The sequence below is a fragment of the Methylomicrobium sp. Wu6 genome (genome assembly GCF_035916875.1).
Lineage (GTDB): Bacteria > Pseudomonadota > Gammaproteobacteria > Methylococcales > Methylomonadaceae > Methylomicrobium.
Genome location: NZ_JAXUHN010000046.1, coordinates 14,927 through 34,991 on the forward strand (window position 1 = coordinate 14,927; position 20,065 = coordinate 34,991).

At 45.4% G+C, this 20,065-nt stretch carries 23 protein-coding genes and 1 pseudogene; 17 read left to right on the forward strand and 7 right to left on the reverse strand.

Features of this window, described 5'->3' with window-relative positions:
* Positions 1-51 precede the first annotated feature (51 nt).
* The 7 genes from U2W12_RS03720 to U2W12_RS03750 all read right to left on the reverse strand — a co-directional run bounded on the left by U2W12_RS03720 (position 52) and on the right by U2W12_RS03750 (position 4,850).
* Positions 52-648 (reverse strand): TetR family transcriptional regulator C-terminal domain-containing protein, encoded by a 597-nt coding sequence (locus tag U2W12_RS03720; protein WP_326499345.1) that lies wholly within the window; start codon positions 646-648, stop codon positions 52-54.
* Positions 649-1,236: 588 nt separating this feature from the next.
* Positions 1,237-2,451, reverse strand: coding sequence for a phage integrase Arm DNA-binding domain-containing protein (locus U2W12_RS03725; RefSeq protein WP_326499323.1), 1,215 nt, complete (start codon positions 2,449-2,451; stop codon positions 1,237-1,239).
* A gap of 9 nt (positions 2,452-2,460) precedes the next feature.
* Positions 2,461-2,712, reverse strand: a complete 252-nt coding sequence (locus U2W12_RS03730) for an excisionase (RefSeq protein ID WP_326499324.1) — start codon at positions 2,710-2,712, stop codon at positions 2,461-2,463.
* 107 nt (positions 2,713-2,819) lie between these two features.
* Positions 2,820-3,284, reverse strand: coding sequence for a FlhC family transcriptional regulator (locus U2W12_RS03735; RefSeq protein WP_326499325.1), 465 nt, complete (start codon positions 3,282-3,284; stop codon positions 2,820-2,822).
* Positions 3,265-3,873: a DUF4325 domain-containing protein gene (locus U2W12_RS03740; protein ID WP_326499326.1), complete on the reverse strand. Its 609-nt coding sequence runs from the start codon at positions 3,871-3,873 to the stop codon at positions 3,265-3,267. Before U2W12_RS03740 ends, U2W12_RS03735 begins: the two co-directional genes overlap by 20 nt.
* A 2-nt stretch (positions 3,874-3,875) precedes the next feature.
* Positions 3,876-4,565 carry a FlhC family transcriptional regulator gene (locus tag U2W12_RS03745; RefSeq protein ID WP_326499327.1) on the reverse strand — a complete coding sequence of 230 codons (690 nt, stop codon included), beginning with the start codon at positions 4,563-4,565 and terminating at the stop codon, positions 3,876-3,878.
* 9 nt (positions 4,566-4,574) lie between these two features.
* The gene (locus tag U2W12_RS03750; protein WP_326499328.1) at positions 4,575-4,850 is read right to left on the reverse strand and encodes a hypothetical protein; all 276 of its coding nucleotides are present in this window, start codon (positions 4,848-4,850) and stop codon (positions 4,575-4,577) included.
* 349 nt (positions 4,851-5,199) lie between these two features.
* Between U2W12_RS03750 and U2W12_RS03755 the strand changes: the two genes are divergently transcribed.
* The 17 genes and pseudogenes from U2W12_RS03755 to traA all read left to right on the forward strand — a co-directional run.
* The gene (locus U2W12_RS03755; RefSeq protein WP_326499329.1) at positions 5,200-5,526 is read left to right on the forward strand and encodes a hypothetical protein; all 327 of its coding nucleotides are present in this window, start codon (positions 5,200-5,202) and stop codon (positions 5,524-5,526) included.
* Positions 5,527-5,528: 2 nt separating this feature from the next.
* Positions 5,529-6,589: pseudogene (locus U2W12_RS03760) on the forward strand (DUF475 domain-containing protein).
* A gap of 20 nt (positions 6,590-6,609) precedes the next feature.
* On the forward strand, positions 6,610-7,188 hold the full coding sequence (locus U2W12_RS03765) for a TerD family protein (protein WP_326499330.1): 579 nt from the start codon (positions 6,610-6,612) through the stop codon (positions 7,186-7,188).
* Positions 7,185-7,487, forward strand: coding sequence for a hypothetical protein (locus U2W12_RS03770; RefSeq protein WP_326499331.1), 303 nt, complete (start codon positions 7,185-7,187; stop codon positions 7,485-7,487). Before U2W12_RS03765 ends, U2W12_RS03770 begins: the two co-directional genes overlap by 4 nt.
* Positions 7,471-8,028: a S26 family signal peptidase gene (locus U2W12_RS03775; protein WP_326499332.1), complete on the forward strand. Its 558-nt coding sequence runs from the start codon at positions 7,471-7,473 to the stop codon at positions 8,026-8,028. The genes U2W12_RS03770 and U2W12_RS03775 overlap by 17 nt, the downstream gene beginning before the upstream one ends.
* Positions 7,988-9,178, forward strand: coding sequence for a TrbC family F-type conjugative pilus assembly protein (locus U2W12_RS03780; RefSeq protein ID WP_326499333.1), 1,191 nt, complete (start codon positions 7,988-7,990; stop codon positions 9,176-9,178). Before U2W12_RS03775 ends, U2W12_RS03780 begins: the two co-directional genes overlap by 41 nt.
* Positions 9,178-10,350 (forward strand): TraU family protein, encoded by a 1,173-nt coding sequence (locus U2W12_RS03785; RefSeq protein WP_326499334.1) that lies wholly within the window; start codon positions 9,178-9,180, stop codon positions 10,348-10,350. The genes U2W12_RS03780 and U2W12_RS03785 overlap by 1 nt, the downstream gene beginning before the upstream one ends.
* Positions 10,351-10,454: 104 nt before the next feature.
* Positions 10,455-13,259, forward strand: coding sequence for a conjugal transfer protein TraN (traN, locus tag U2W12_RS03790; protein ID WP_326499335.1), 2,805 nt, complete (start codon positions 10,455-10,457; stop codon positions 13,257-13,259).
* Between the two features lie 167 nt (positions 13,260-13,426).
* Positions 13,427-13,990, forward strand: a complete 564-nt coding sequence (locus U2W12_RS03795) for a transglycosylase SLT domain-containing protein (protein ID WP_326499336.1) — start codon at positions 13,427-13,429, stop codon at positions 13,988-13,990.
* Complete coding sequence (locus U2W12_RS03800; protein ID WP_326499337.1) at positions 13,974-14,630, forward strand: OmpA family protein; 657 nt, start codon at positions 13,974-13,976, stop codon at positions 14,628-14,630. Before U2W12_RS03795 ends, U2W12_RS03800 begins: the two co-directional genes overlap by 17 nt.
* A 2-nt stretch (positions 14,631-14,632) precedes the next feature.
* A complete protein-coding gene (traL, locus tag U2W12_RS03805) occupies positions 14,633-14,914 on the forward strand; it encodes a type IV conjugative transfer system protein TraL (RefSeq protein WP_326499338.1) in 282 nt (93 codons plus the stop codon).
* 9 nt (positions 14,915-14,923) lie between these two features.
* Positions 14,924-15,556, forward strand: coding sequence for a TraE/TraK family type IV conjugative transfer system protein (locus U2W12_RS03810; RefSeq protein WP_326499339.1), 633 nt, complete (start codon positions 14,924-14,926; stop codon positions 15,554-15,556).
* A 9-nt stretch (positions 15,557-15,565) separates the two neighbouring features.
* A complete protein-coding gene (locus U2W12_RS03815) occupies positions 15,566-16,684 on the forward strand; it encodes a type-F conjugative transfer system secretin TraK (protein WP_326499340.1) in 1,119 nt (372 codons plus the stop codon).
* Between the two features lie 15 nt (positions 16,685-16,699).
* The gene (locus tag U2W12_RS03820) at positions 16,700-18,316 is read left to right on the forward strand and encodes a TrbI/VirB10 family protein (protein WP_326499341.1); all 1,617 of its coding nucleotides are present in this window, start codon (positions 16,700-16,702) and stop codon (positions 18,314-18,316) included.
* Between the two features lie 29 nt (positions 18,317-18,345).
* On the forward strand, positions 18,346-19,128 hold the full coding sequence (locus tag U2W12_RS03825) for a thioredoxin fold domain-containing protein (RefSeq protein WP_326499342.1): 783 nt from the start codon (positions 18,346-18,348) through the stop codon (positions 19,126-19,128).
* Positions 19,118-19,600 carry a type IV conjugative transfer system lipoprotein TraV gene (gene traV / locus U2W12_RS03830; RefSeq protein ID WP_326499343.1) on the forward strand — a complete coding sequence of 161 codons (483 nt, stop codon included), beginning with the start codon at positions 19,118-19,120 and terminating at the stop codon, positions 19,598-19,600. Before U2W12_RS03825 ends, traV begins: the two co-directional genes overlap by 11 nt.
* Before the next feature lie 223 nt (positions 19,601-19,823).
* On the forward strand, positions 19,824-20,065 hold a 242-nt coding region (traA, locus tag U2W12_RS03835), incomplete at its 3' end, for a TraA family conjugative transfer protein (RefSeq protein WP_326499344.1).

Here is a 20,065-nt window from a genome sequence, read left to right on the forward strand (position 1 = left end):
ATTCTCCTCTTGGTTTTGGATGAGCCGCCGTGTCGTTCGGCGGGATGTGGATCAAGTCTTAAAATAATCTCCTAGCAAATCGCGGCAGCATTGTTTCAGCGGCTCGGACGATTGTTCGATTTTCATGCGCAACAAAGCGCCTTGCCAGGTATTCACCAAAAGATCGGCCATCGTTTCGGCCGATTTGTCGGTTCTAACCGTGCCTTGCCGCTGCGCGGTCAATAGTCCCTGCACCAATAAATCACGGTAGCGGCGCACGGCTGTCTGCAGCGACTCGCGGCACAGTTCGCTGGAATCGCCGACCTCGCCCATCAAATTGCCGAGCAAGCAGCCGCCTTGAAAGCCGGCCTGTTCCAACGCGTCGATCAATTCGGCGAAATAACGGTTGATCGCGGTCAACGCATTGATTTCCTGGTTCTGTAAATGACCGTCCAATTGCCGGATGAACGGCTCGATATAGTGCTGGATTACCTCCGCCGCGAAACGCTCCTTGCTGCCGAAATAATTATAAAAAGATCCCTTCGGAATCTGCACCGCATCGAGAATTTCCTTCAGCCCGGTGCCGTGATACCCCTGCTGCATCAGCAAGGTGACGCCTTGGCTTAATAGGTTTTCACGATTGAATTGTTTTTGTGATTTAGCTTCCATAGAAAAATAATACGACCGGTCGTCTTGTTGTGTCAAGATAATTTTTTGCTGAGACTCATGGCAACCCTCCTAAGTTATGGCCGGTTGTCCCTTTTCCTGGCGGGAGAAGGGACTTTAACGGCATTGAGGCTTAAAGCGCAACTTGCGCCTTGTTTCTTTCGTCTTTTTTCGCATTCGCATTACAATACCCCCCAATTCAACTCAACCCTTTCATCCCATGGAAAAAATCAAAGTCCTGTTTGTCTGCATGGGCAATATCTGCTCATAGAGCTTCATCCTTATAGATCAATCACATAGAAAGCGCCCCAAAACCGCCCCAAAACCGCTCCAATATAAATTGGGCAATTTCAGGCAGTTTTTATCGATTTTTGGCCCCCTGAAAGGTGATTTATCCGGAATTATGTAGCAACTGCACAAAGCCCCGGATAGCCGCCCGGCCTAAAATCCTGCCCATTATTTTTGGGAGGGGTTATGGCGGAATCGCATGTGATATCGGGTTTGGTAACCAAGCGGTTGGCGGATCGGATGCGCGTCAACCAGTCTAAACATCGGGGAAGGATGGCACAGCCGAGTTAGGAAGAAAGGTACCTATTTCAAAGCAACTTCAAGCCATTCAGCACATCTAGAATCGTGATATACGTCAGTCATTTTTGAGGATTTGTGACCTAGAAGCCTCTGGGTATCGATGCCTTGATCGCGGTATAAGCGTTCAGCTAGAGATCGCTGTTCATGGAATGTTGGGGGAGTACCATCCCAGGTCATCCCAGATTTCAAGCGCGCTTTTTGGAATCCTTTGCTCACCGTATTCAAATGAACTGGGTCGCCTATTTCCTGGTTGATGCTACGACGGGTGTGATGAACAAGGTGCTGAGAAAGCGCATGCTTTCTGCATCTTGTTACGACATCGCCCAGGCTAGTGTTAATACAGTCCAATCGAAGATCAAGCGGTATTTTGATTAATGCGCGTGTCTTTTGCTGTGGGACATGCAAAAAGTCATTCTCAATGAATGCATAGGGCTTGATTGGATGAGGTTTTTTTAGAATGTATGCCGAAAATGCCGGCTCCCAGTCAGAGCCACGTTTGAAGCGTGCGAGGGCAATATCTTCCAATCGCTGGCCAGTGAGAATAGCTAACAGCATGGAATTTTGCACCCAAGGTTGCATGGACTCCGCGCAATCAAAAATCACTTTCCATGTTTCTAGCGTTAGCCTGGTACGTTTTACTCGTACCGTTTTATTTTTCGTCATGGTGGCGGGGTTGGTATCCAACTCACCTGCCTGAATGGCTTCGGCAAAAATATCAATCAAAGTCGACCGCATGGCTTGTGCCATACGCTCTTTCCCAACAGATCGATACGCTTCTAAATTGGTTACGATATCCTTAACCGTGATTCCCTTTATCCCTTTATCGCCAAACATCTCGCAGAAGCGATTGACTATATGTACCCGTGTGCGAAACGTATTTTGTTTTATCTCACCGGATTTCAAGCGGTCTTGTGTGATCTTGATGTAATCGTCAGCCCATTTCTTAAATGGAATTCCCAGAGACTTGGCGCGAGGCTGCTCGGTTATAATCAAATCGGATTGATTTGAGGTTTCCGCCAATTGCGCATAAATGGCCGCATTGAGTTGTTTGGCGCGATTTTTGGCCGCTTGCTCATCTGTCCCAAGCCCCCAAAATCTTCCGCTTCGAGGATCTTTGTATTGGAAGACATGCTTGCCTCGTCGCTTATCAAACTTACGGTAAAGATTTGGAATTTTGGCTAAATCTCGATTCGTTGTGGATCTTTGGCGAGGCGCCATAATTGTTGCCTATTTGCTCAAAATAGCTAAAACCAGTGGATCTACGGGCTGTATTTCCATGTCCACACTAATAGGGATAGTTCGAACAGGTTTTCCAGGCTTATGAAAGACCGCATCGCTTTGCACAAGCCAGTCACGCCCAACTTTTTGGGCTGGAGGCTTGATATAGCCACTTCTAGCCCAACAACGCAGGGTCTTCATCGTGTAGCGTCCGTCGAATTTTAACGCATTCCATTTTTCAAGGGGTACTAAATTAGTCATCTTTCAAGATCTGTCAAGCAATGCTTTGAACATTTTAATTAACAAAATGCCTTGGCTAATAAGTATGAATATCAGCCAAAGCACTTATATTTTTTATCTTGTTTAATTTAACTTCGGCATATAGCGCAAGGGTGTTGAAATTCATTTATAGTTAATTTCGCACTACGACATTTACCGCATCTGGTTAGTTTTAGAATTCCACATGTCGACCATCTTGCAAGCATCCAAGAATCAGAAATATCGAAAACTGGCTTAGATTTCGAAACAGTCATGATATAGGCTTCATAACGTCGATAGGAGTTAATGCATTTCCTTGAAAACTCGTCATGATTTTCAATACGAAAGAAAAACACAAAAAGCGTTGCTTCTTTAGCTTTTGAAAAGCTCTTATAAATAAAATTAGGGTTGAATTTTAATGATCCACTTGACGAAGATTTCCCATGCATTTCAAAATAAGCTTTTCTTAGAATTTTTGCTGATAACCCCGTTTCTTCTGAAATAATATTTATTCTTGCTCCAAGAGACAAAAGCTCTATTGCGAGCGCATAACGATCAACCGTATTCAGACTCATAGACTCCTTCCATATCTATACTACCAATCACATTCAAAAAGGTATCGATCTCATCAGTATTGAAAGCCGCTAATTTAGATGCGAACTCTGGGGTAAATCGCGGCTCAAAACAAATAACACCTGAACAAGAAATACGGCGAATTTGATCTATATCCATATTGGCTAAAGAATCAATCATTCCAGAACTCAAGCCAAAAATAATATGAGCGGCTGATGGATCTCTCCTTGAAAGTTCACGCGCTTTTATAAGCAACTCAAAAGTAATATCCGATATATCGCCAAATGCTTTGGTGTGACGAGCAACTGCTCGATCCAAATATTCAGATGATTTCAAGAACGCTTCTTGATAAGACAAACTAAGTTCGTCTGACACATTCACTAAATCAATTCTTTTGGTTATGGTTTCGCTTCCAAATTCGAGAATTAATGGAAATAGAAAATCTTGAAAAAATACAGGAGTAGCTTTGTTAATAGCCTCAAAATCGACGCAGATCACATGGTTTGAATTTAAAAGACGCTCGGTGAGGATACGAGACAATTCAGTACCTTCCGAATTGAGTGTGCCACGCTTAAAAATCTTCTTTAGCACAATCACAGCGCCTCCGAATGAAACACATATTTTGAAAAAATATCGTTGGCGTTTTTGTTGCTACCGTTAAGATTGGGAGCCTTCCATTTTTGCCTTCCAGTGGTGTCTGTGGCTGAATCACACAATGGACAAAATTTATAAATATCAGGGTAATTCTGGATTGAAACGTAATTAGAATTGCATCGGCCGCAGGTCATTCCTCCTATATAAGACATCGCAACTTGCTGCCCTATATGCCAGGCACGATTGATGCTTAGCACCTTTGGGTGTTCCCCTACTACTTGTTCATAAAGCGTATATGAAGAAAGAAAAATTTCGCCCTTGGTTGCATGCTTGCAAGCGGCTTCGATTTCAGCTGATTTTGGATTTTGACGATCCGTATCAGTTGTTTTGAAATGTTTAATTTTGGATAACGACTGAAAAATGTTGAAGTAGATCGAAGCGTGAAGACAGTTTTGGGGTGACTTCACGATCCAATCCTGGTCATAGGGCAATTGGCCGGCCTTTGCTCTTTCGCCGTGAATTTCCTTGTGAAATTGAAGTGCCGAAGCTTTGGATATTTGGCATACCGCCCGTACAATCGAAGGGCGACCACCCTTTTCTATGATGCCTTTAGCAAGATCCAATTTACGTTTCAGTCCTAAGATATCTGTCTCTTTTGGAGTAAGGCGCAAGTGAGATTCCATTATCATGCCAATCTCCTACGCTTGAGTCGTCATCGAGATTGGCAACAAGGCAGCGGCAATACTGGAAGTTATGCCGGCTGGTGTTTGCGTAACTGGGGTTCGAAAAATTGCCCTACCGCAGTCGGACAAGCTTTTTATTTCGTCTATCGACAAACTGGATATATTTTCAATCTCTGTATCGTTAAGATTGAACTTCCACATTGCCTCCATAGGATTGTGTCGTGCGCATTCTCTAGCCAGCATCAAAAATTGAAAGTTAATGGCTTTCAAATCATCATTTAAAAGACTCATAATCAAATCTCATCTCCATATTAATTTTGTGTGAATTTTGGCTGAGGCAACAAAAATGCCATAGCTCGAAAAATCACCCAAAAGGGCATCAACCCGCGCATGCCTTGATAATTAAGGCTCCGCGGCTTCCGTACCCCAATCCTACACAGAAAAAAATTAATGCAAGACCCGCAAAACCCGCGATAAGCGCTGTACTGGAAGAACCAGTCGACAAGATGAAAAGCCATAGGCAGATGTCGGCAAATGAGGAAGCCAAAACGAAAGAGGCCGAAAAACCGCGTCTTTCACCCCGATGAAATAGTAATGTTTCTCGTAAGATTTTTTCAACGTTACCCGGAGGAAAAAATCAGTGAAACAGCAAATCATGATGGTGATGACCGTTATCGCGACGGCATTTGCAGGTCAAAGCCTAGAAGTTCAGGCCAATAGTAAAAAAGAAGATCAGCCCAGCAGTCTGAGTCAGCAAATGATTCAGAACAGAAAAGATCGGGTCGAAATAGTCAATAGGTCGATCGCTTGTCTGAACTCGGCAAAGGACAGCAAGATGCTGGATGCTTGTGTCCATGAAGAACTTCAATCAATCCGTCAATTGATTGACGGTTTTTGCCAGTCCGAATCGGAGGCAAGTAAGAATTCACCAGACTTCAAACTTTTCTGCGCCAATAGAGGGAAATAATTATGCGCAGTTTCTACGGAACCCATGCCATCTTGGCGGTGAGCTTGTTGACTGTTCTTGTATTGAGTGGAATCAAGGCTGCTTTTTTGGTGCTGGTACTCGCCGTGTTGGAAATAAGCCTGTCTATTGATAATGCTGTCGTTAACGCCGGTGTTCTGAAGAACATGGAAGAAATTTGGCAAAAACGGTTTTTGACATGGGGGATGCTAATTGCCGTCTTTGGAATGCGCCTGATATTTCCAGTGATGGTTATGACGCTTGCGACAGGCATGACTACGAACGATGTGGTTTTGCTCGCACTGAATTCACCTGAGCAATATGCAATTCATTTGCATGAAGCCCACCCAATGATTGCGTCATTAGGTGGGATGTTCCTGATGATGGTCGGGTTATCGTTCCTCCTTGATGATTCTCGTGACGTATTCTGGGTTGGATCGATTGAAAAACGGCTTCAAGCGCTCGGCAAAATTGACGCAGTAAACACAACTATAACGCTAGGAAGTTTGTTGGGTATTAGCGCAATAGTGCCTAGCGAGATAAGGATGTCGGTACTGACCGGTGGGGTCTGGGGGATATTCCTTTTTGGATTAGTTAGCAGTCTGGATAGCTTGTTTGCAGTATCCGATGAACAGGCGTCAATCAGCGAAACTGTAAAAAAAGGCGGATTGGTTGCGTTCTTGTACCTGGAGTTGCTGGATGCATCGTTCTCGTTCGACGGGGTGATCGGCGCCTTTGCAATCTCTCAGGAAGTACAGATCATTACCCTTGGATTGGGAATTGGCGCTTTATACGTTAGATCACTGACAATTAATTGGTTAATAAAGGCGTTCTCGACGAATACATCTATCTCGAACACGGGGCTCACTACGCCATTCTTGCGCTGGCCATACTCATGTTGACCAGCATCATTAATCAAATACCCGAGGTGATCACGGGGGTTACGGGCGCCATTCTAATTGGCTTATCTCTTTGGTCATCAATCTCTCATAACAAGCAACAAGCCTTGTTGGCTACACCAGAATCGCTAAAGCAGCGATATCCAAGTCTCCACAAAAATTCTTAACCAAAAGCTAGAGGTAAAAAATGGCATTAAGTTTAGTCAAGGGCGGGAATATCAACCTGTCAAAAACAGACGCTTCCTTAAAGAACATCGTTGTTGGGCTCGGATGGGATGTTAGAAAAAGCGACCAGGAAATCTTTGATTTGGATGCGTCCATCTTGATGGTTGCAGTCGATGAAAAAGCAAGAAATGAGAAGGACCTCGTCTTCTATAACAACAAAAAATCAACGTGCGGGGCGGTAAACCATACGGGAGACAACCGAACCGGAGACGGAGATGGGGATGACGAAACGATCCACGTATTTCTCGACAAGGTGCCGGCCGAGATCGAAAAACTAATTATTTTCGTATCGATTCACGACGCGGAAAAACTCAAACAAAACTTCGGACAAGTGCTCAATGCTTTCGTGCGGCTGATCAATAAAGATAGTCAGGAAGAAGTGACCCGGTATGACTTGAGCGAGGCGGAGGATACCGCAATTTACACGTCAATGATTTTCGGTGAAATCTATCGCTATCAAGGTGATTGGAAATTCAAAGCGGTTGGTCGTGGAGTGAAAGGCGGCTTGGCCGAATTCGCAAGGATGCATGGCTTAGCATGATTACTTTGACCCCAATAAAAATGATGGCTTTTCTTGTTTTTTGTGTCCTCTCTGGTGCTTTGGGCGGCTATTACGCCGCCTCTTTTTCACCGGTACCGGCTCAAATTGCCATTGTCGACGTGCAGGGATTAGTAAAAAAAGCCGTTGAAAAGAACCAAGCGCAGACGGAAGACGATGCCAAAGCGCTTATGGCAAAGGTCAAGTCGTCGACCGAAGAGTTAATCCAACGTGGCGTGGTCATTCTTGACGCGCAATCCGTTTTAAGTGCCCCCGAGGAAGCTTATGTCAACATTGAATAACCCAGAACCTATAACGCTGCCAGTATTTATTGAAAGAACCAAATCATTCGGTCCAATTTTGCTTCATCACCTGAAATCTCATGCAATTACTTGGATTTTGCTGGTTTCGCTCTACGGGGTGATCCATTCCAACTACCGGCTGGCGATCAATCAGACACCCAGCTTACCTTATTCGCTGTTCCTGATTTGTCTCGATAAAAAAGTCGAAAGTGGGGGGCTAATTGCATTCAGATGGCATAACGGCGATCCCTATCCAGACGGATACACCTTCACAAAACGATTACTTGCAGGTCCTGGCGACATCGTGACTAAAAAGGGTAGAGATTTTACCGTCGGCGGTCGGACGCTGGTGGGTAAAGAGGTTGGGTTAAGCCTAAAAAAATTGTTCCCGAATGACGAGTTGCATGATGGGAAAAATACGATCCAATTAGGTAAGTACTTCGTGGCGGGTGATCACGAATACAGCCTCGATTCCCGATACAACCTCCTTGGATTAGTAGATGAAAAAGATGTCATTGGCCGGGCCTACCCGATTTTCTAGTCGCTTCCTTGCAGTAACGATACTGCACCTGTCGTTCTCATCTGCCTGGGCGGGTGAGGACGATTTTTTTCTCAAGGAAATACTGAAGCAACAGCAACCTAACATGAATCGTCAATTACCCGATTGGTTAAAAACCAAACCTATGCATTTAAACCCCTCCTTGGAAAAACTGCTTAAAGAAGGCAACAAAATGATGGTGCAAGGCGGTACTTCTTTGGAAGAAGACATGAATGGAAAGAGATCGTTGGCAAAAGCCATTCAGGGGCGTTGGATATTCGTGTCATTCGGAATGCCGACACATGAGTTAAAGGCGGCAGCCGAAGAAGCGGCGGCCACCAAGTCAATTCTGGTCTTTCGTGGCGTTGAGAAAGACCAGAACACAGGTCTGATTACCAAGAAGCTTTTGCCGATCGTCAAGAACATGAAACCAGTGCCTGGCGCAGTGATCGACCCAACATTGTTCACTCGGTTCAATGTGACAGCAGTTCCAACCATGATTGAGACCGATGCTGAAGGGAAAACGCGTAGCGCTCGGGGATTGCCTGGTTTCAAGTGGCTTAGCAAACAGGAGCCGGGCGATCACGGTCAAAGAGGGCCGATCTACGGCATATTGGAGCCCGACATGATTGAAGAAATTCAACGTCGCGCAGCCAATATCGATTGGGATAAGCAAAAAACAACCGCAATCGCGAATTTCTGGAAAAACCAAGAGGAATTTAATTTACGACCCGCGGAAAAGAACAAGGAACGATCAGTTGATATGACCATCGTTTCAACACAGGATATTTTTCATCCCGATGGTCGATTGATTATAAAAAAAGGCGACAGGATCAATCCACAGGCCATGATGCCTATGCGACACGCTTATATCGTATTTGATGCAACCAGTCAAAAACAGGTCGCTATCGCCAAGAAAGCCGGCGATGAAATTCTGAAAAAAGGAAAACCAGTCATTTATCTGTTTTCGAAGATCGATAAACAGCGTGGATGGGATAACTACAACGAGACTGGCGATTTCATCAATGGACCGTTGTATAAGCTCAACAAAAGCATTGTGGATCGCTTCAAATTGGAAGTATTGCCAACTGTCATCGAGGGCGAAGGCGATCATGTCGTCGCGAAGGAACTTGCAAGCGGCGAGGTTCACTGATGCATCAAAAGTTGATTTTAGGCTTATTAGTCCTGGTTTTATCTGGGCAAGCATTAGCGCAAGAGACTATTAACACCTCCGAAACAGACACGATCACGGCCGAGAAGTTGCTCTGTCCCGATGCTGATCTATGGGGAAAGAAAATGATGACCGGGATATGCTGGAGTTGCCTATTTCCGGTAAGGCTCATGGGGATGACCATTTATGATATGGATAACGACATTCCGGATAACGCATCAGATGAGAGTTTTTGTTTTTGCTCAGACGATAACGGTATTCCAAATTTAGGGATGACGGCAAGCGCTTGGATTCCTGCAAGACTCATTGAGGTAGTAAGAAAACCCTATTGTTCACCTGCGCTTGGAGGCATCTCTTTCAACAGTGGTGTCCGGCTATGGGGCGGCAGAAAAGAAGTAGAAGGCGATGGTACTGACAAAACCTTTTACAACTATCACTATTGGGCATATCCGCTTTTTATGATCATGGATCTCTTCGTCCAAAGTAATTGCAACGCGGGTGGTTTTCGTAGCATGGACATGATGTATATGTCCGAACTCGATCCAACATGGAATATCGATGAACTGGCATTTTTCCTAAACCCCGAAGCCGTAGTGTTTGCAAATCCATTAGCGGTTGCGGCATGTACTGTTGACTGCGCGGTATCGACGGCTTCGCAACCTATGACATCGCTGTGGTGGTGTGCGGGGTGCTGGGGAAATTTATATCCCTTCACTGGCAACATCGCTTCGGATGCTTCTCCACCCAGAGATTCAAGTTTGTTATCAGCACGGGTGTTGGCCGCCCTGCATCGGCGTGGTCTAGCGCATAAAACCTATGGCAATGATGCGTTATGTGGCGGGACGATTTACCCAATGATCCCAAAACAGCAATACAAATTAAGCATGCTGTTTCCGGTGACTGAGGCCGAGGGTGAAAAAACTATGACTGAAAAAAAGGATGCCAATGGCAACACAGTCATGGGGGCAAATGGACAGCCGGAGATGGAGGAAAAGATTATTCCTGGAGAAAATTGTTGTCATTACATCGGAGAATCACAATTCAAGTGGGGTGAATGGCGAAATATGCCGGGTACCGGCGAAGATTTTGTTTATCTGATTTGGCGTTACACCGATTGCTGTATGAGCTACATCGATAAATACGGCGGTTCATAAAACAAAAGCCTTGGTTGTTTCCATCCAAAAATCTTGGATGGAAACAAATCCCAGTATCCCATCCATAGCATTCAATTCTGCCTCCCCTTCAACGCATTAAACAAATGAGAAAAATCCAAAAGCCAATTGCGACTTTAATAATTGTCTGCATTTTTCATAATTCGATTGCAGCTTTTTACTTAGCGACAACGGCGATTTTTTTCCTGCCATTTCCTGCATTCGCTGATGCTTTCCTGGATAAAGCTGCCGAAGGAGAGGCTTTAGGTAGCACTTTGATGTCCACCTTCACTGTCCCTAATGTCGATAGTGGCACTGGTCAAATCACATTGACCAACGGACTGGCGGCCGGACAAACCATTCAGCAAAACGAAATGTTCCAGGAAATCCAGCCTGGTTCAATGGATGATGCAGCGGCTTCTTATGGCGACGCGGCGGCACAGGGGACTTATGTCAATAACAAGATAAACAGCTTAAAGACCGGCAATACGCAGCATGCCTATGCCTACCAGACATTGATGGGGGCGAATACAGCAATGCCAAACCTGCTGCATGATCCAATCTGGAATCAATCGGACAGCGTTTTATCAATGCAATCACCGCTGATCCAGGATATGTTCAGTGGATGCACTAAAACGACGGACTGGGGGGAAACATCCTGTCCAATACACATAGAAGATCTTAAACAATGTAAAAAAAGCCTAAAAACCGAGAAATGCACCGTTACCAGAGCCCTAACCTACGATCCAGTCATGGGATTTGCCAGTGGTGACGGAAATATTTCATTGTGTGGGATTGGTTGTACACGTCTGAATTTAGGGGTTAATACTGACAATAATTGGGAAGAAGGAGATGGTTGTGGAACACATTATAGGATAGCGACTTGGCGAGTTTTAAGACCTGATGCAATAAATAAGGTCACAATCGAATATGTAAAATGGGATGATGAAACAAGAATACTTGTAAATGGTAATTGGGTTTATACGGGATATAACGGTTGGGGTGGTGATTGCGAACAAAGGAATAGCTGGTCACAAAGTCCTAATACGGATATTACATCCTATTTCAAAAATGTTGCTCCTGGTGATACGGTAACGATCAGACAGGAAATCAGAGTTGGTGGCGGAGGCGAGGGATTTGCAAAAATAAAAGTCGAAGCTGAGCCAGATGTCAAAGAACAGTTTATAGACTCCCCGACAGGCTGCAGAGATCGATTGTTTAATGCCTGGCCTTTAAGCGGAACAACTCCAACATTTGTGTCATCGGGGTCATTAAATGACCAGGCATCAACCGATTGGTGGCAATGCACAGAAGCGTCGAATTCACATGTCGTTGGCCCTGTAACCATAACTCCGGACAATTATACGAATTACATTTCTGGAGCACCTATTCTTCCCGATGCTCCAGCCGTTCCACCGGCGCCCATTTGCTATAAAGCGGAAACTCGAACGCCTGGAGTTATTTCTCTGGACTGTTATACGGATTATCAGGGATACCAGGTTTGTCCTGAATATAACTATGATCTTAATGAGCACAATACCTGTGAATCGTTGTCTTCGTGCGCTTATGTCAAAGAGGAATGCGAAAAAGACGTTAATGGAAATGAACTCATTGATCCAGTCACCGGGGCTTGCAAAGATTTTATCGTTACTTACGACTGTGGCACGGATCACGATTCGACATGCGAAGTAACTAACAATGGCGAAAACACAATTTGTGACGCGCAAATCCGATGCATGGGCGGTGAGTGCGTCGATCCTCAACAAGAATCCAACGACGATTTTATTAAGGCGGCCACGGCGCTACAGACATTAAATGAATCGCAAAAACAATTGTCATGCGACCCAAACACAGGGGCTTGTAAGTTTTTTGCTGGGGAAGAATACACCTGCCAAATGGCGGATCTGTCGATTTTGGGTTCAGTTGACTGCTGCAATATGCCTATCCAGGGTAGCTGGATCGATTATATCTGGCTGTCAAAGAATGCCTGGGATATGGCGGACACCTCTGTTCAAATTGCAGCGTTTGGATTGGAACAAGCAGGCACAGGGTTAACTGGTGCTTGGCAGGTCGTAACAAGCGGTACGATTTTGGAGACTCCTGTTAGCTTAATTGCAGATGCCTACTCAGCGATTACTGAACCGTTTACATCTATGTACGATTCAGTTGCTTCAATGCTGGGAGAACAAATAGGAACTGAAATAGGTTTAGAAGCGATTAAGCAGCAAGTAGTGCAATGGCTCGGGGAGTGGATTGCAGAAGTGTTCGGGGAAGCAGCTGCATCAACTTTACTTACTGCGACAACAACTGGCGCAGGTGCAGCGGCAACCACTACGTACACAATGGCTGGATCACTTTTATCATCGATTGTGACGGTTGTTGGGATTATTTATGCGATATATCAAATCGCAAAATTGGTTGTGCAGCTTGTTTTTGCATGCACGGAAGAAGAAATGAAGCTGCAAATGTACAAAAGCCAACGAATGTGTACAAAACCTGATGAAATAGGCACTTACTGTTCGGCAAAATTTTTGGGCTCATGCGTGGCTGAAAAGCAAGTTTATTGTTGTTTTTCAAGCCCGTTTGCGCGGATATTTCAGCAGGAAGCGCGGAAGCAGATGGGTAGAAATTTTGGTGAACCGCTGGAGCCAAGTTGCGAAGGATTGACGATGGAGGAAGTAGGAACTCTGGATTTTGACAAAATGGATTTCGGTGAATGGGTCGACATGTTGAAAGTGGCCAATGTTATGCCATTGGATGGTGCTAAAGCGGATGAACTGTACAGCACTCAGTTCTCAACGATGGGTAATTTACCTAACACGAACACCAATAGCGTTCTTGATCGTATAAATGAACAAACCCAAGGGACCAACATTGATGAGCAGCGTCAATATCTAATAGACAATATGTAGGTGTACATAATTTGATCAATCAACACTAAAGTCAAGGGCGATAAGGATTTCGGCCCGGCACTTAACAGGGTTATCCCCAGTTTCTGTGGATAACTCGCCCAAGAAAAACGAAAGAGGCCGAAAAACAGCGTCTTTCACCCCGATGAAACTTTGTATGGCCGTTTAACATGAACGGCATGAACATAAAAAGATTTCCCCTCATTCTATCGTTATTCATCTCAGTTAACGCCCATCCGAGTTCTGTTTTAGATAACAGCGTCTGGGGTAGCGCTGCCAGTTATGCGGGTATCAATGTTGCGACCCTCTATGGCATAGCTGTTCAAGAGAGCGGCATGCGTTGGCGTGATGGAAGTTTTCGTCCTTGGCCATGGACGCTAAACATCAATGAAAGCAAAAATGGCATTAAAGCCGGTCCCAAGCGGTACGCGAATAAACAAGCCGCTGAACAAGCACTGACGCAACTCATACGGCAAGGCATCAGAAATGTCGATGTTGGAATTATGCAAGTGAACTTGTATTGGCATGGAAACAAGGTACCCAATGAACTCGCATTACTCGATCCAAAAACCAACATTACCGTCGCGGCAAGCTATCTGAAAAACCTGCGTTCACAGAACGACATTCGAAAGACTGTCGCCGATTATCACGCTCCTACCAATGCTGTTCGGGGAAATAGTTACGCAAACCATGTCAAGCGATTCGAGAAAATCATCAATGAGAAACTTCAATAAAATCCCTTTCGTCATCGCAACAACGATTGTATTGACAGCGTGTTCGACGACGCCGGATTGTCCATTTGGAATGTCTGGCGATCGTTGTGAAGAAATCACGGTCAAGATCTATTTGCCGCCTGTCGTGAGTGACCTTTCTTATCAAAAAGTAGGTGGACTGCGAGATCAAGCCATTATCCAGGGAGGTTTTCAGCACACACTCTCACTACCTGGACAGGAAATCACTCACGTTGAGAGTGGATCAGCGTTGACCTCATCCATGCAGACATTTCCACTCCCCCCTGCATTGGAAACGCCTTTACCCGAAATTCAATCGGTATTGTTTGAGTTTGATCAAGCCGATCTGAGTGTCAGCGAAACGCAGAAGTTAGATAGTTTTCTACTAAAAATTCCTCCATCCAATTTGCTGCATGTAAGCATTGAAGGACACACCGACTCAAAAGGCTCAAGTGGCTACAACAAAAAGTTATCGACCAGGCGTGCCAGGTCAGTGCGCGATTACCTGATTCAGCATGGTGTCGATCCTTCGAAAATATCTGCGAAAGGCTTTGGTGAAAGTTCTCCTGTTGAAAGCAATCAGACTGACGAAGGGCGGTTGAAAAATCGGCGAGCTGAATTGATTCCTATCACGGAGAGATAGAAATGCGTGACATCCCTAATTATTTGGACGATCCGCAGCAAATTCTTTTTTGGGAATTCGACGAGTTCATCCTGATGGCTATCGCTTTTGGCGTTGGCATCATGGTGAATTATCTCGGTGTACTACTCATATCCGGATTGGTAGGCATCAAATTCTACCGAAAAATAAAGGACAGACAGGCCAATGGCTTTTTGATACACGCCATGTACTGGTATGCCGGTCTGGGATCCTCTGAAACCACGCCCACGTCGAGACCTTTGTCGTTTATCCGTCGATTCTTTTAGGAAAACCCCATGCTCTATAAAAATTTCGCATCAACATGGCTGAGCCTGCACGCATCAAACCGATTCCTGAAATTTGTTTGCATTTTTTTAATGACGCTTAACCTGCTGACATTGGTTGGTTGGCTGAAGAAAGATACGGCTATTGTGCTCATTCCGCCAAGTCTCTCGGAAAAGTCGGAAGTGGCCAAAAACAAAGCTTCCGAAGGATACAAAAAAGCATGGGGAATGTATGTGGCAACTTTGATCGGTAATGTGACACCGGAAAATGCAGACTTCGTCTTGGAGTCATTTAGCGGGATGGTTACTGGCGAAATCAGGTCGATGGTTTCAGAACAAATCGCCCAAGAATTGGACACCCTGAAACAAGAAAAAGTGTCGTCGAGCTTTGGCATCGTGCGAGTCACTTATGAACCTGAAACTGACAAGGTGTTTGTCACTGGTAGAAACCGCATGACCGGCGCCGGCGGCAAAACCTCTCCGACGGAGCAGACATTCGAATTCAAAATCGACGTTAAACAATATTCGCCGATTATCACGCACATGGCTTCGTATGAAGGCATGCCTAAATTGCTTTCAATCATTCAGAAAGAAGAGGCAAAGCAAAAGATGGAAGAAGAACGTCAAAAGCAAATAAAAAAATAGGAGCCTTGCATGCAATTTAAACCATTGATTTTATCGATCGTGTCGATCTTGATTACATCAAGCGCGATGGCTAATGAACTGCCGCCCGAACTTCCATTTCAAGCTCTGGATGGAACCTCCCTAAGCCCAAACCAAGAAGGTGTGGCAGCTGATACAGCGAACACACAAAACACTTCCCAAGGCGGTGCTTTCAACCCAAACCGTATGGTAAATGGAACACCTGAATCGGCGACAGCAACGATTACGCCTAATCCGCTTGAAGGGGATCAACCAGTATCCAATGATGCGCAATCCGCACCGGCGCCAATCGCTGAAGAAAAACCCAAACTTAAAAAAAGACCCAAGATTCTAGATAAGGCGCCTGAGTCACCCAAAGAAAGTGCTTCCAATAAAAAACAAGAACTCGATCTCGGCCTGCAATCAGGCATTACGATCAAACCCAAGCCGGGTAGAACGGAAAGTGTGATCGTTGCCAAAGGCAAGCTGAATCGAATCGTTACACCATATGCAGAACCCAAGGTGCTAACAGTCGACAACGTTGAAACCAAAATCGACGGCTCAGCAGTTTACATAGCAACAGATTCAGAAACACCGGTCAGCATGTTTATTTCTGACGCAGAAACGGGCGACGCAGCTTTACTGCAACTTTCACCACAAGAATTAATTACCCCGGTTGAAATTCGAATTGAGGCCGATGCATCAAAAGCCGCTCAAGTAGAAGTCGGATCATCAAAAACGGACAGGCTTTTCCGTCAAGATTCTCCGTATATCAATGAAGTCAAGGCGGTCATGCAAAACCTTGGAAAACAGCAAATTCCCCAGGGTTTTACTTTAGAAGAAGTCACAGATGAGCTAAGAGGGAAAGCGTTTTGTCACGATCCAAATCTGACTTACTGGGCTGGCCAATTACTGTCTGGGCACGATTCACGAATCGTTGTGTTGATCGGACAAAACAACGGAAATGCCACGGTAATTTTTGAAGAGGCATTTTGTGCCAGTGAAGACACGATGGCGGTTGCCGCATGGCCAAAAGTGAGGCTCGAACCCGGCGAAAAAACCGAGATATATCTTCTTTTGCGATTACCTGAAGGTAAGAGCGGCGAAGAAATCAGACCAGCCTTGCTGTAATTGGGAGAAAAAATTGTGATCGATCTTGAAAAGAAGACAGCCAAGGAAAAACTGATCGAGTGGTATGAAACGCTTGATCCTTCGAAGCGAAAACAAGTCACATTGATGGGCGGCGGCGCAGCGATGTTTGTCGTCGCGGCTATTCTGATTGTCAGCACATCCGATGATAATTCGAAAAACTTCATGCAAAAACCCAGAAAAGTGGAATACACGCTTTTCAATGGGAAAAGTCCACGGGATGTATCTATCGATGCCATGGCAGGAAAAATCAAAAAACTGACGGAGGATTTTTCCGATATCAAAATGACTTTCCAGCATCAGGACGCCAAGATCCAGGATGCTTCCCGAATGATCAAACAGCAAACGGAAGAACTGAACAAGAGAACCGAAAAACTGGCCCTGCAAACGACTGAACTCTACCAAAAGCTCGATGCCGCTCAAGAAGCGCTAAAAACGCAAGTGCCTTTGCCAGAATTGCCGATGGATGATGGGAATGGCGGAAAAGATAAAAAAAGCAAAGGCAAAAAGGGTAAAGATCCGCTTGAGCCCGCGTTAATTGGTCAGCAGCCCCCGACAATGGCTGAAAGCGATGTAGCGCCTGCCGAAACTGGACCAAAAATCAGGGTTGTCACTGGGTCAGGTGAAGAGGGAAAAAAGAGCGATAAGGGACTGGCATCAGCTAGCGGCACGGATAGCAGCAAAAAAGGCGGTGAGAAAAAAATCACTGAATTCGTGAATATCAAGAAAGCGTCAAGCAAAAATGGCGTGCCCGATATGTTTTTGCCGGCCGGCAGTATTTTGAGCGGAACATTAGTGACGGGTCTTGACGCGCCCACTTCCAATCAATCGCGTAGCGATCCCTTTCCTGCTTTGTTACGGGTAAAGCATGAAGCAATTTTGCCTAACCGCTATAGGATGGATATTCGAGAGTGTTTCTTGATTGCCAGTGGTTATGGCGATCTGAGTGCCGAAAGAGCTTACATGAGAGCGGAACGCATCTCTTGCGTCAAAAAAGATGGCGCAGTCATCGAAACTGCGATGGATGCTTATTCGGTTGGCGAGGACGGCAAAGCTGGCGTAAGAGGACGATTAGTCAGTAAAAACGGGCAAATCATCGGTAATGCATTGTTGTCAGGATTTGTCTCTGGAATTACACAAGCGTTTGCACCTCAGAAAGTAAGGGCTCTGCAAACCGGCGTGACGCCTGGCGAAACGCAGCAATTTCAATATCCATCTCCCGAGATGCTGGGCGGTCAAGCACTCATGGGGGGCGTCAAAGGCGCAGCTGAGCAAATTGCTGACTACTACCTGGAAATGGCCAAAAACATTTTTCCGATCATCGAGGTGGATGCCGGAAGGAAGATCGATTTCATCATGATCAGAGGGATGTCGCTTAATCCTAAATCCAAATCTGGTTCTGGCACCAATTTACAAGGCGGCGCACGAAGCTTGAACAACCTTTATACCGGAAACCAAGATGGCTATGGCCAAGGCTCAATGAGTGGCTTCGGCGGTGGAATGGGTGGAATGGGCGGTGGTGGTTATGGTGGCCGAGGCTCAGGCGGGTTTGGTGGCAGCTCTCGTGGTGGTGGATATGGAGGTTACGGCGGAATGGGCGGTTTTGGAAGATAAAAATATCAATAAAATTAATGGAGAAAATGATGGCTAAGAAGTTATTAGGGGTACCGGTTTTATTGGCATTGAGTAGTGTTATTCAAGCCGCTGGCCCGGATATTTCGCAGATGGCAAAACCGAAAACCGATTCCGAAATGACTGCGGAAGTCAAAGATGTCATGCGCAGTGTTGATGAAGTGAAACGATTGCCGGTGACTGGATTATCAATGGTCAAGGCTGGTGACAAAACATTCTTGATTACCGATAACGGGCATTTTGTTGTTGCTGGAAATTTTAAAATGGTCGATATGTGGCAAGGTAAAGTTATTGGCTCCGTATCGGACACAAAGGGAATCGATAAAGTCGACCTTCGAAAGATAGGACTCAATCCGGATGAGCTTTCGACGTTCACAATTGGAAAAGGAAAAAAGGAAGTCACGATATTTGTCGATCCTCAATGTAACTACTGTCACGATCTGATTGCTCAACTTGAGCCATTGGGGAATGAATACGCATTCAAACTCGTACTAATTCCCGTGCTTGGAAAAGAATCGGCAGAAATCAGCAAAAAGCTGATCTGCAATAAAGACAAAGAGCAGTCTTTAAAAGCGCTGATCGCCAAGGATTATTCGAAGCTGCCGGCTTTAGTCAGGCAAGAAGGATCGTGTGACCTAAAACCACTGCAAAAAGCGGTAGTGGCAACGAAGCTGCTGGATATTCAGGGCGTGCCATTCTTGTTCCTGCCTTCCAAAAACACATTCAAAGGCGGCGTCAAATCATTCAAAACCTTGTTAGAAAAAGACCTTGAGGATGAAATCAATGGTAGATAAACGTTATGTGAAATTGGCTCTTTTAACGGCAAGCGTTTTGGTTTTAAACGGTTGCTCTTACATGGGTATCGGGCAAGGTGACTTTTCCTGCCCAGGTGGAATCGACGGCGTGCGCTGTATGTCGGCCCGGCAAGTCTATCAAGCAACAGAGTCTTCGGACTACGTAAAGACCGTGAGTGAAAACGACAAAAGCGGCGAAAGCAAGCCGGTTAGCGTTCTGGCTCATTCAAACTCAACTCTGAATAGCCAGGTGGCCGTTCCCAGTATCGAACAGCCAGTACCCATACGGACACAAGCGAAAGTCATGCGGATCTGGATGGCACCATGGGAAGATGATGACGGCGATTTGCATGCCGATGGATACTTGTATACCGAGATTGAAAGCAGGCGATGGAATCTTGGCGAGCGATTTCGGTCGCCAGGAACGGCAATATCTCCCTTGTCGGTCAAAACTCCGACTGGCATAAAATAGGAACAAGGCCGGACGAAAGTCCGGTTTTTTTTGCCCATCGCCCCGAAAGACACAGCAAATGCATACTCTTTCGTCTGTCCACCAAAAGGACGCCTGTTTTGATGCTCTTTCGCGCTTATACCCGGCTGGGTTTTTGTTGACAATGCATTTGTTCCGGAACAGAACGCGGCTTCCAATTGCAAGTGGTGGCCACTCAATCAAGCATATTTTTGGAGTTCTTCAAATGAACAAATTGAAAGCACTGTTTACCTCTAAAGCCTTCCTGGCCACTTCTGCTGTTGCTGCTGTTGCACTGGCTCCTGAAGCCATGGCCGGTACCGGTGGTACTGAGTTCGACGATATCTATACTTTGTTGGTCGGCTGGACTCAAGGTACTTTGGGTAAAATCATTGCCTTGGGCATGTTCATGGTGGGTTTGTCTGCCGGTATCGTCAACCAGTCTATCGTTTCCGTGGTTATCGGAAT

Excerpts from the sequence above, each read along its gene's own strand:
- U2W12_RS03720 (WP_326499345.1), bottom strand. The coding sequence starts at position 648 with ATGGAAGCTAAATCACAAAAACAATTCAATCGTGAAAACCTATTAAGC.
- U2W12_RS03725 (WP_326499323.1), bottom strand. The coding sequence starts at position 2,451 with ATGGCGCCTCGCCAAAGATCCACAACGAATCGAGATTTAGCCAAAATT.
- U2W12_RS03730 (WP_326499324.1), bottom strand. The coding sequence starts at position 2,712 with ATGACTAATTTAGTACCCCTTGAAAAATGGAATGCGTTAAAATTCGAC.
- U2W12_RS03735 (WP_326499325.1), bottom strand. The coding sequence starts at position 3,284 with ATGAGTCTGAATACGGTTGATCGTTATGCGCTCGCAATAGAGCTTTTG.
- U2W12_RS03745 (WP_326499327.1), bottom strand. The coding sequence starts at position 4,565 with ATGATAATGGAATCTCACTTGCGCCTTACTCCAAAAGAGACAGATATC.
- U2W12_RS03750 (WP_326499328.1), bottom strand. The coding sequence starts at position 4,850 with ATGAGTCTTTTAAATGATGATTTGAAAGCCATTAACTTTCAATTTTTG.
- U2W12_RS03765 (WP_326499330.1), top strand. The coding sequence starts at position 6,610 with ATGGCATTAAGTTTAGTCAAGGGCGGGAATATCAACCTGTCAAAAACA.
- U2W12_RS03770 (WP_326499331.1), top strand. The coding sequence starts at position 7,185 with ATGATTACTTTGACCCCAATAAAAATGATGGCTTTTCTTGTTTTTTGT.
- U2W12_RS03775 (WP_326499332.1), top strand. The coding sequence starts at position 7,471 with ATGTCAACATTGAATAACCCAGAACCTATAACGCTGCCAGTATTTATT.
- U2W12_RS03780 (WP_326499333.1), top strand. The coding sequence starts at position 7,988 with ATGAAAAAGATGTCATTGGCCGGGCCTACCCGATTTTCTAGTCGCTTC.
- U2W12_RS03785 (WP_326499334.1), top strand. The coding sequence starts at position 9,178 with ATGCATCAAAAGTTGATTTTAGGCTTATTAGTCCTGGTTTTATCTGGG.
- traN (WP_326499335.1), top strand. The coding sequence starts at position 10,455 with ATGAGAAAAATCCAAAAGCCAATTGCGACTTTAATAATTGTCTGCATT.
- U2W12_RS03795 (WP_326499336.1), top strand. The coding sequence starts at position 13,427 with ATGAACGGCATGAACATAAAAAGATTTCCCCTCATTCTATCGTTATTC.
- U2W12_RS03800 (WP_326499337.1), top strand. The coding sequence starts at position 13,974 with ATGAGAAACTTCAATAAAATCCCTTTCGTCATCGCAACAACGATTGTA.
- traL (WP_326499338.1), top strand. The coding sequence starts at position 14,633 with ATGCGTGACATCCCTAATTATTTGGACGATCCGCAGCAAATTCTTTTT.
- U2W12_RS03810 (WP_326499339.1), top strand. The coding sequence starts at position 14,924 with ATGCTCTATAAAAATTTCGCATCAACATGGCTGAGCCTGCACGCATCA.
- U2W12_RS03815 (WP_326499340.1), top strand. The coding sequence starts at position 15,566 with ATGCAATTTAAACCATTGATTTTATCGATCGTGTCGATCTTGATTACA.
- U2W12_RS03825 (WP_326499342.1), top strand. The coding sequence starts at position 18,346 with ATGGCTAAGAAGTTATTAGGGGTACCGGTTTTATTGGCATTGAGTAGT.
- traV (WP_326499343.1), top strand. The coding sequence starts at position 19,118 with ATGGTAGATAAACGTTATGTGAAATTGGCTCTTTTAACGGCAAGCGTT.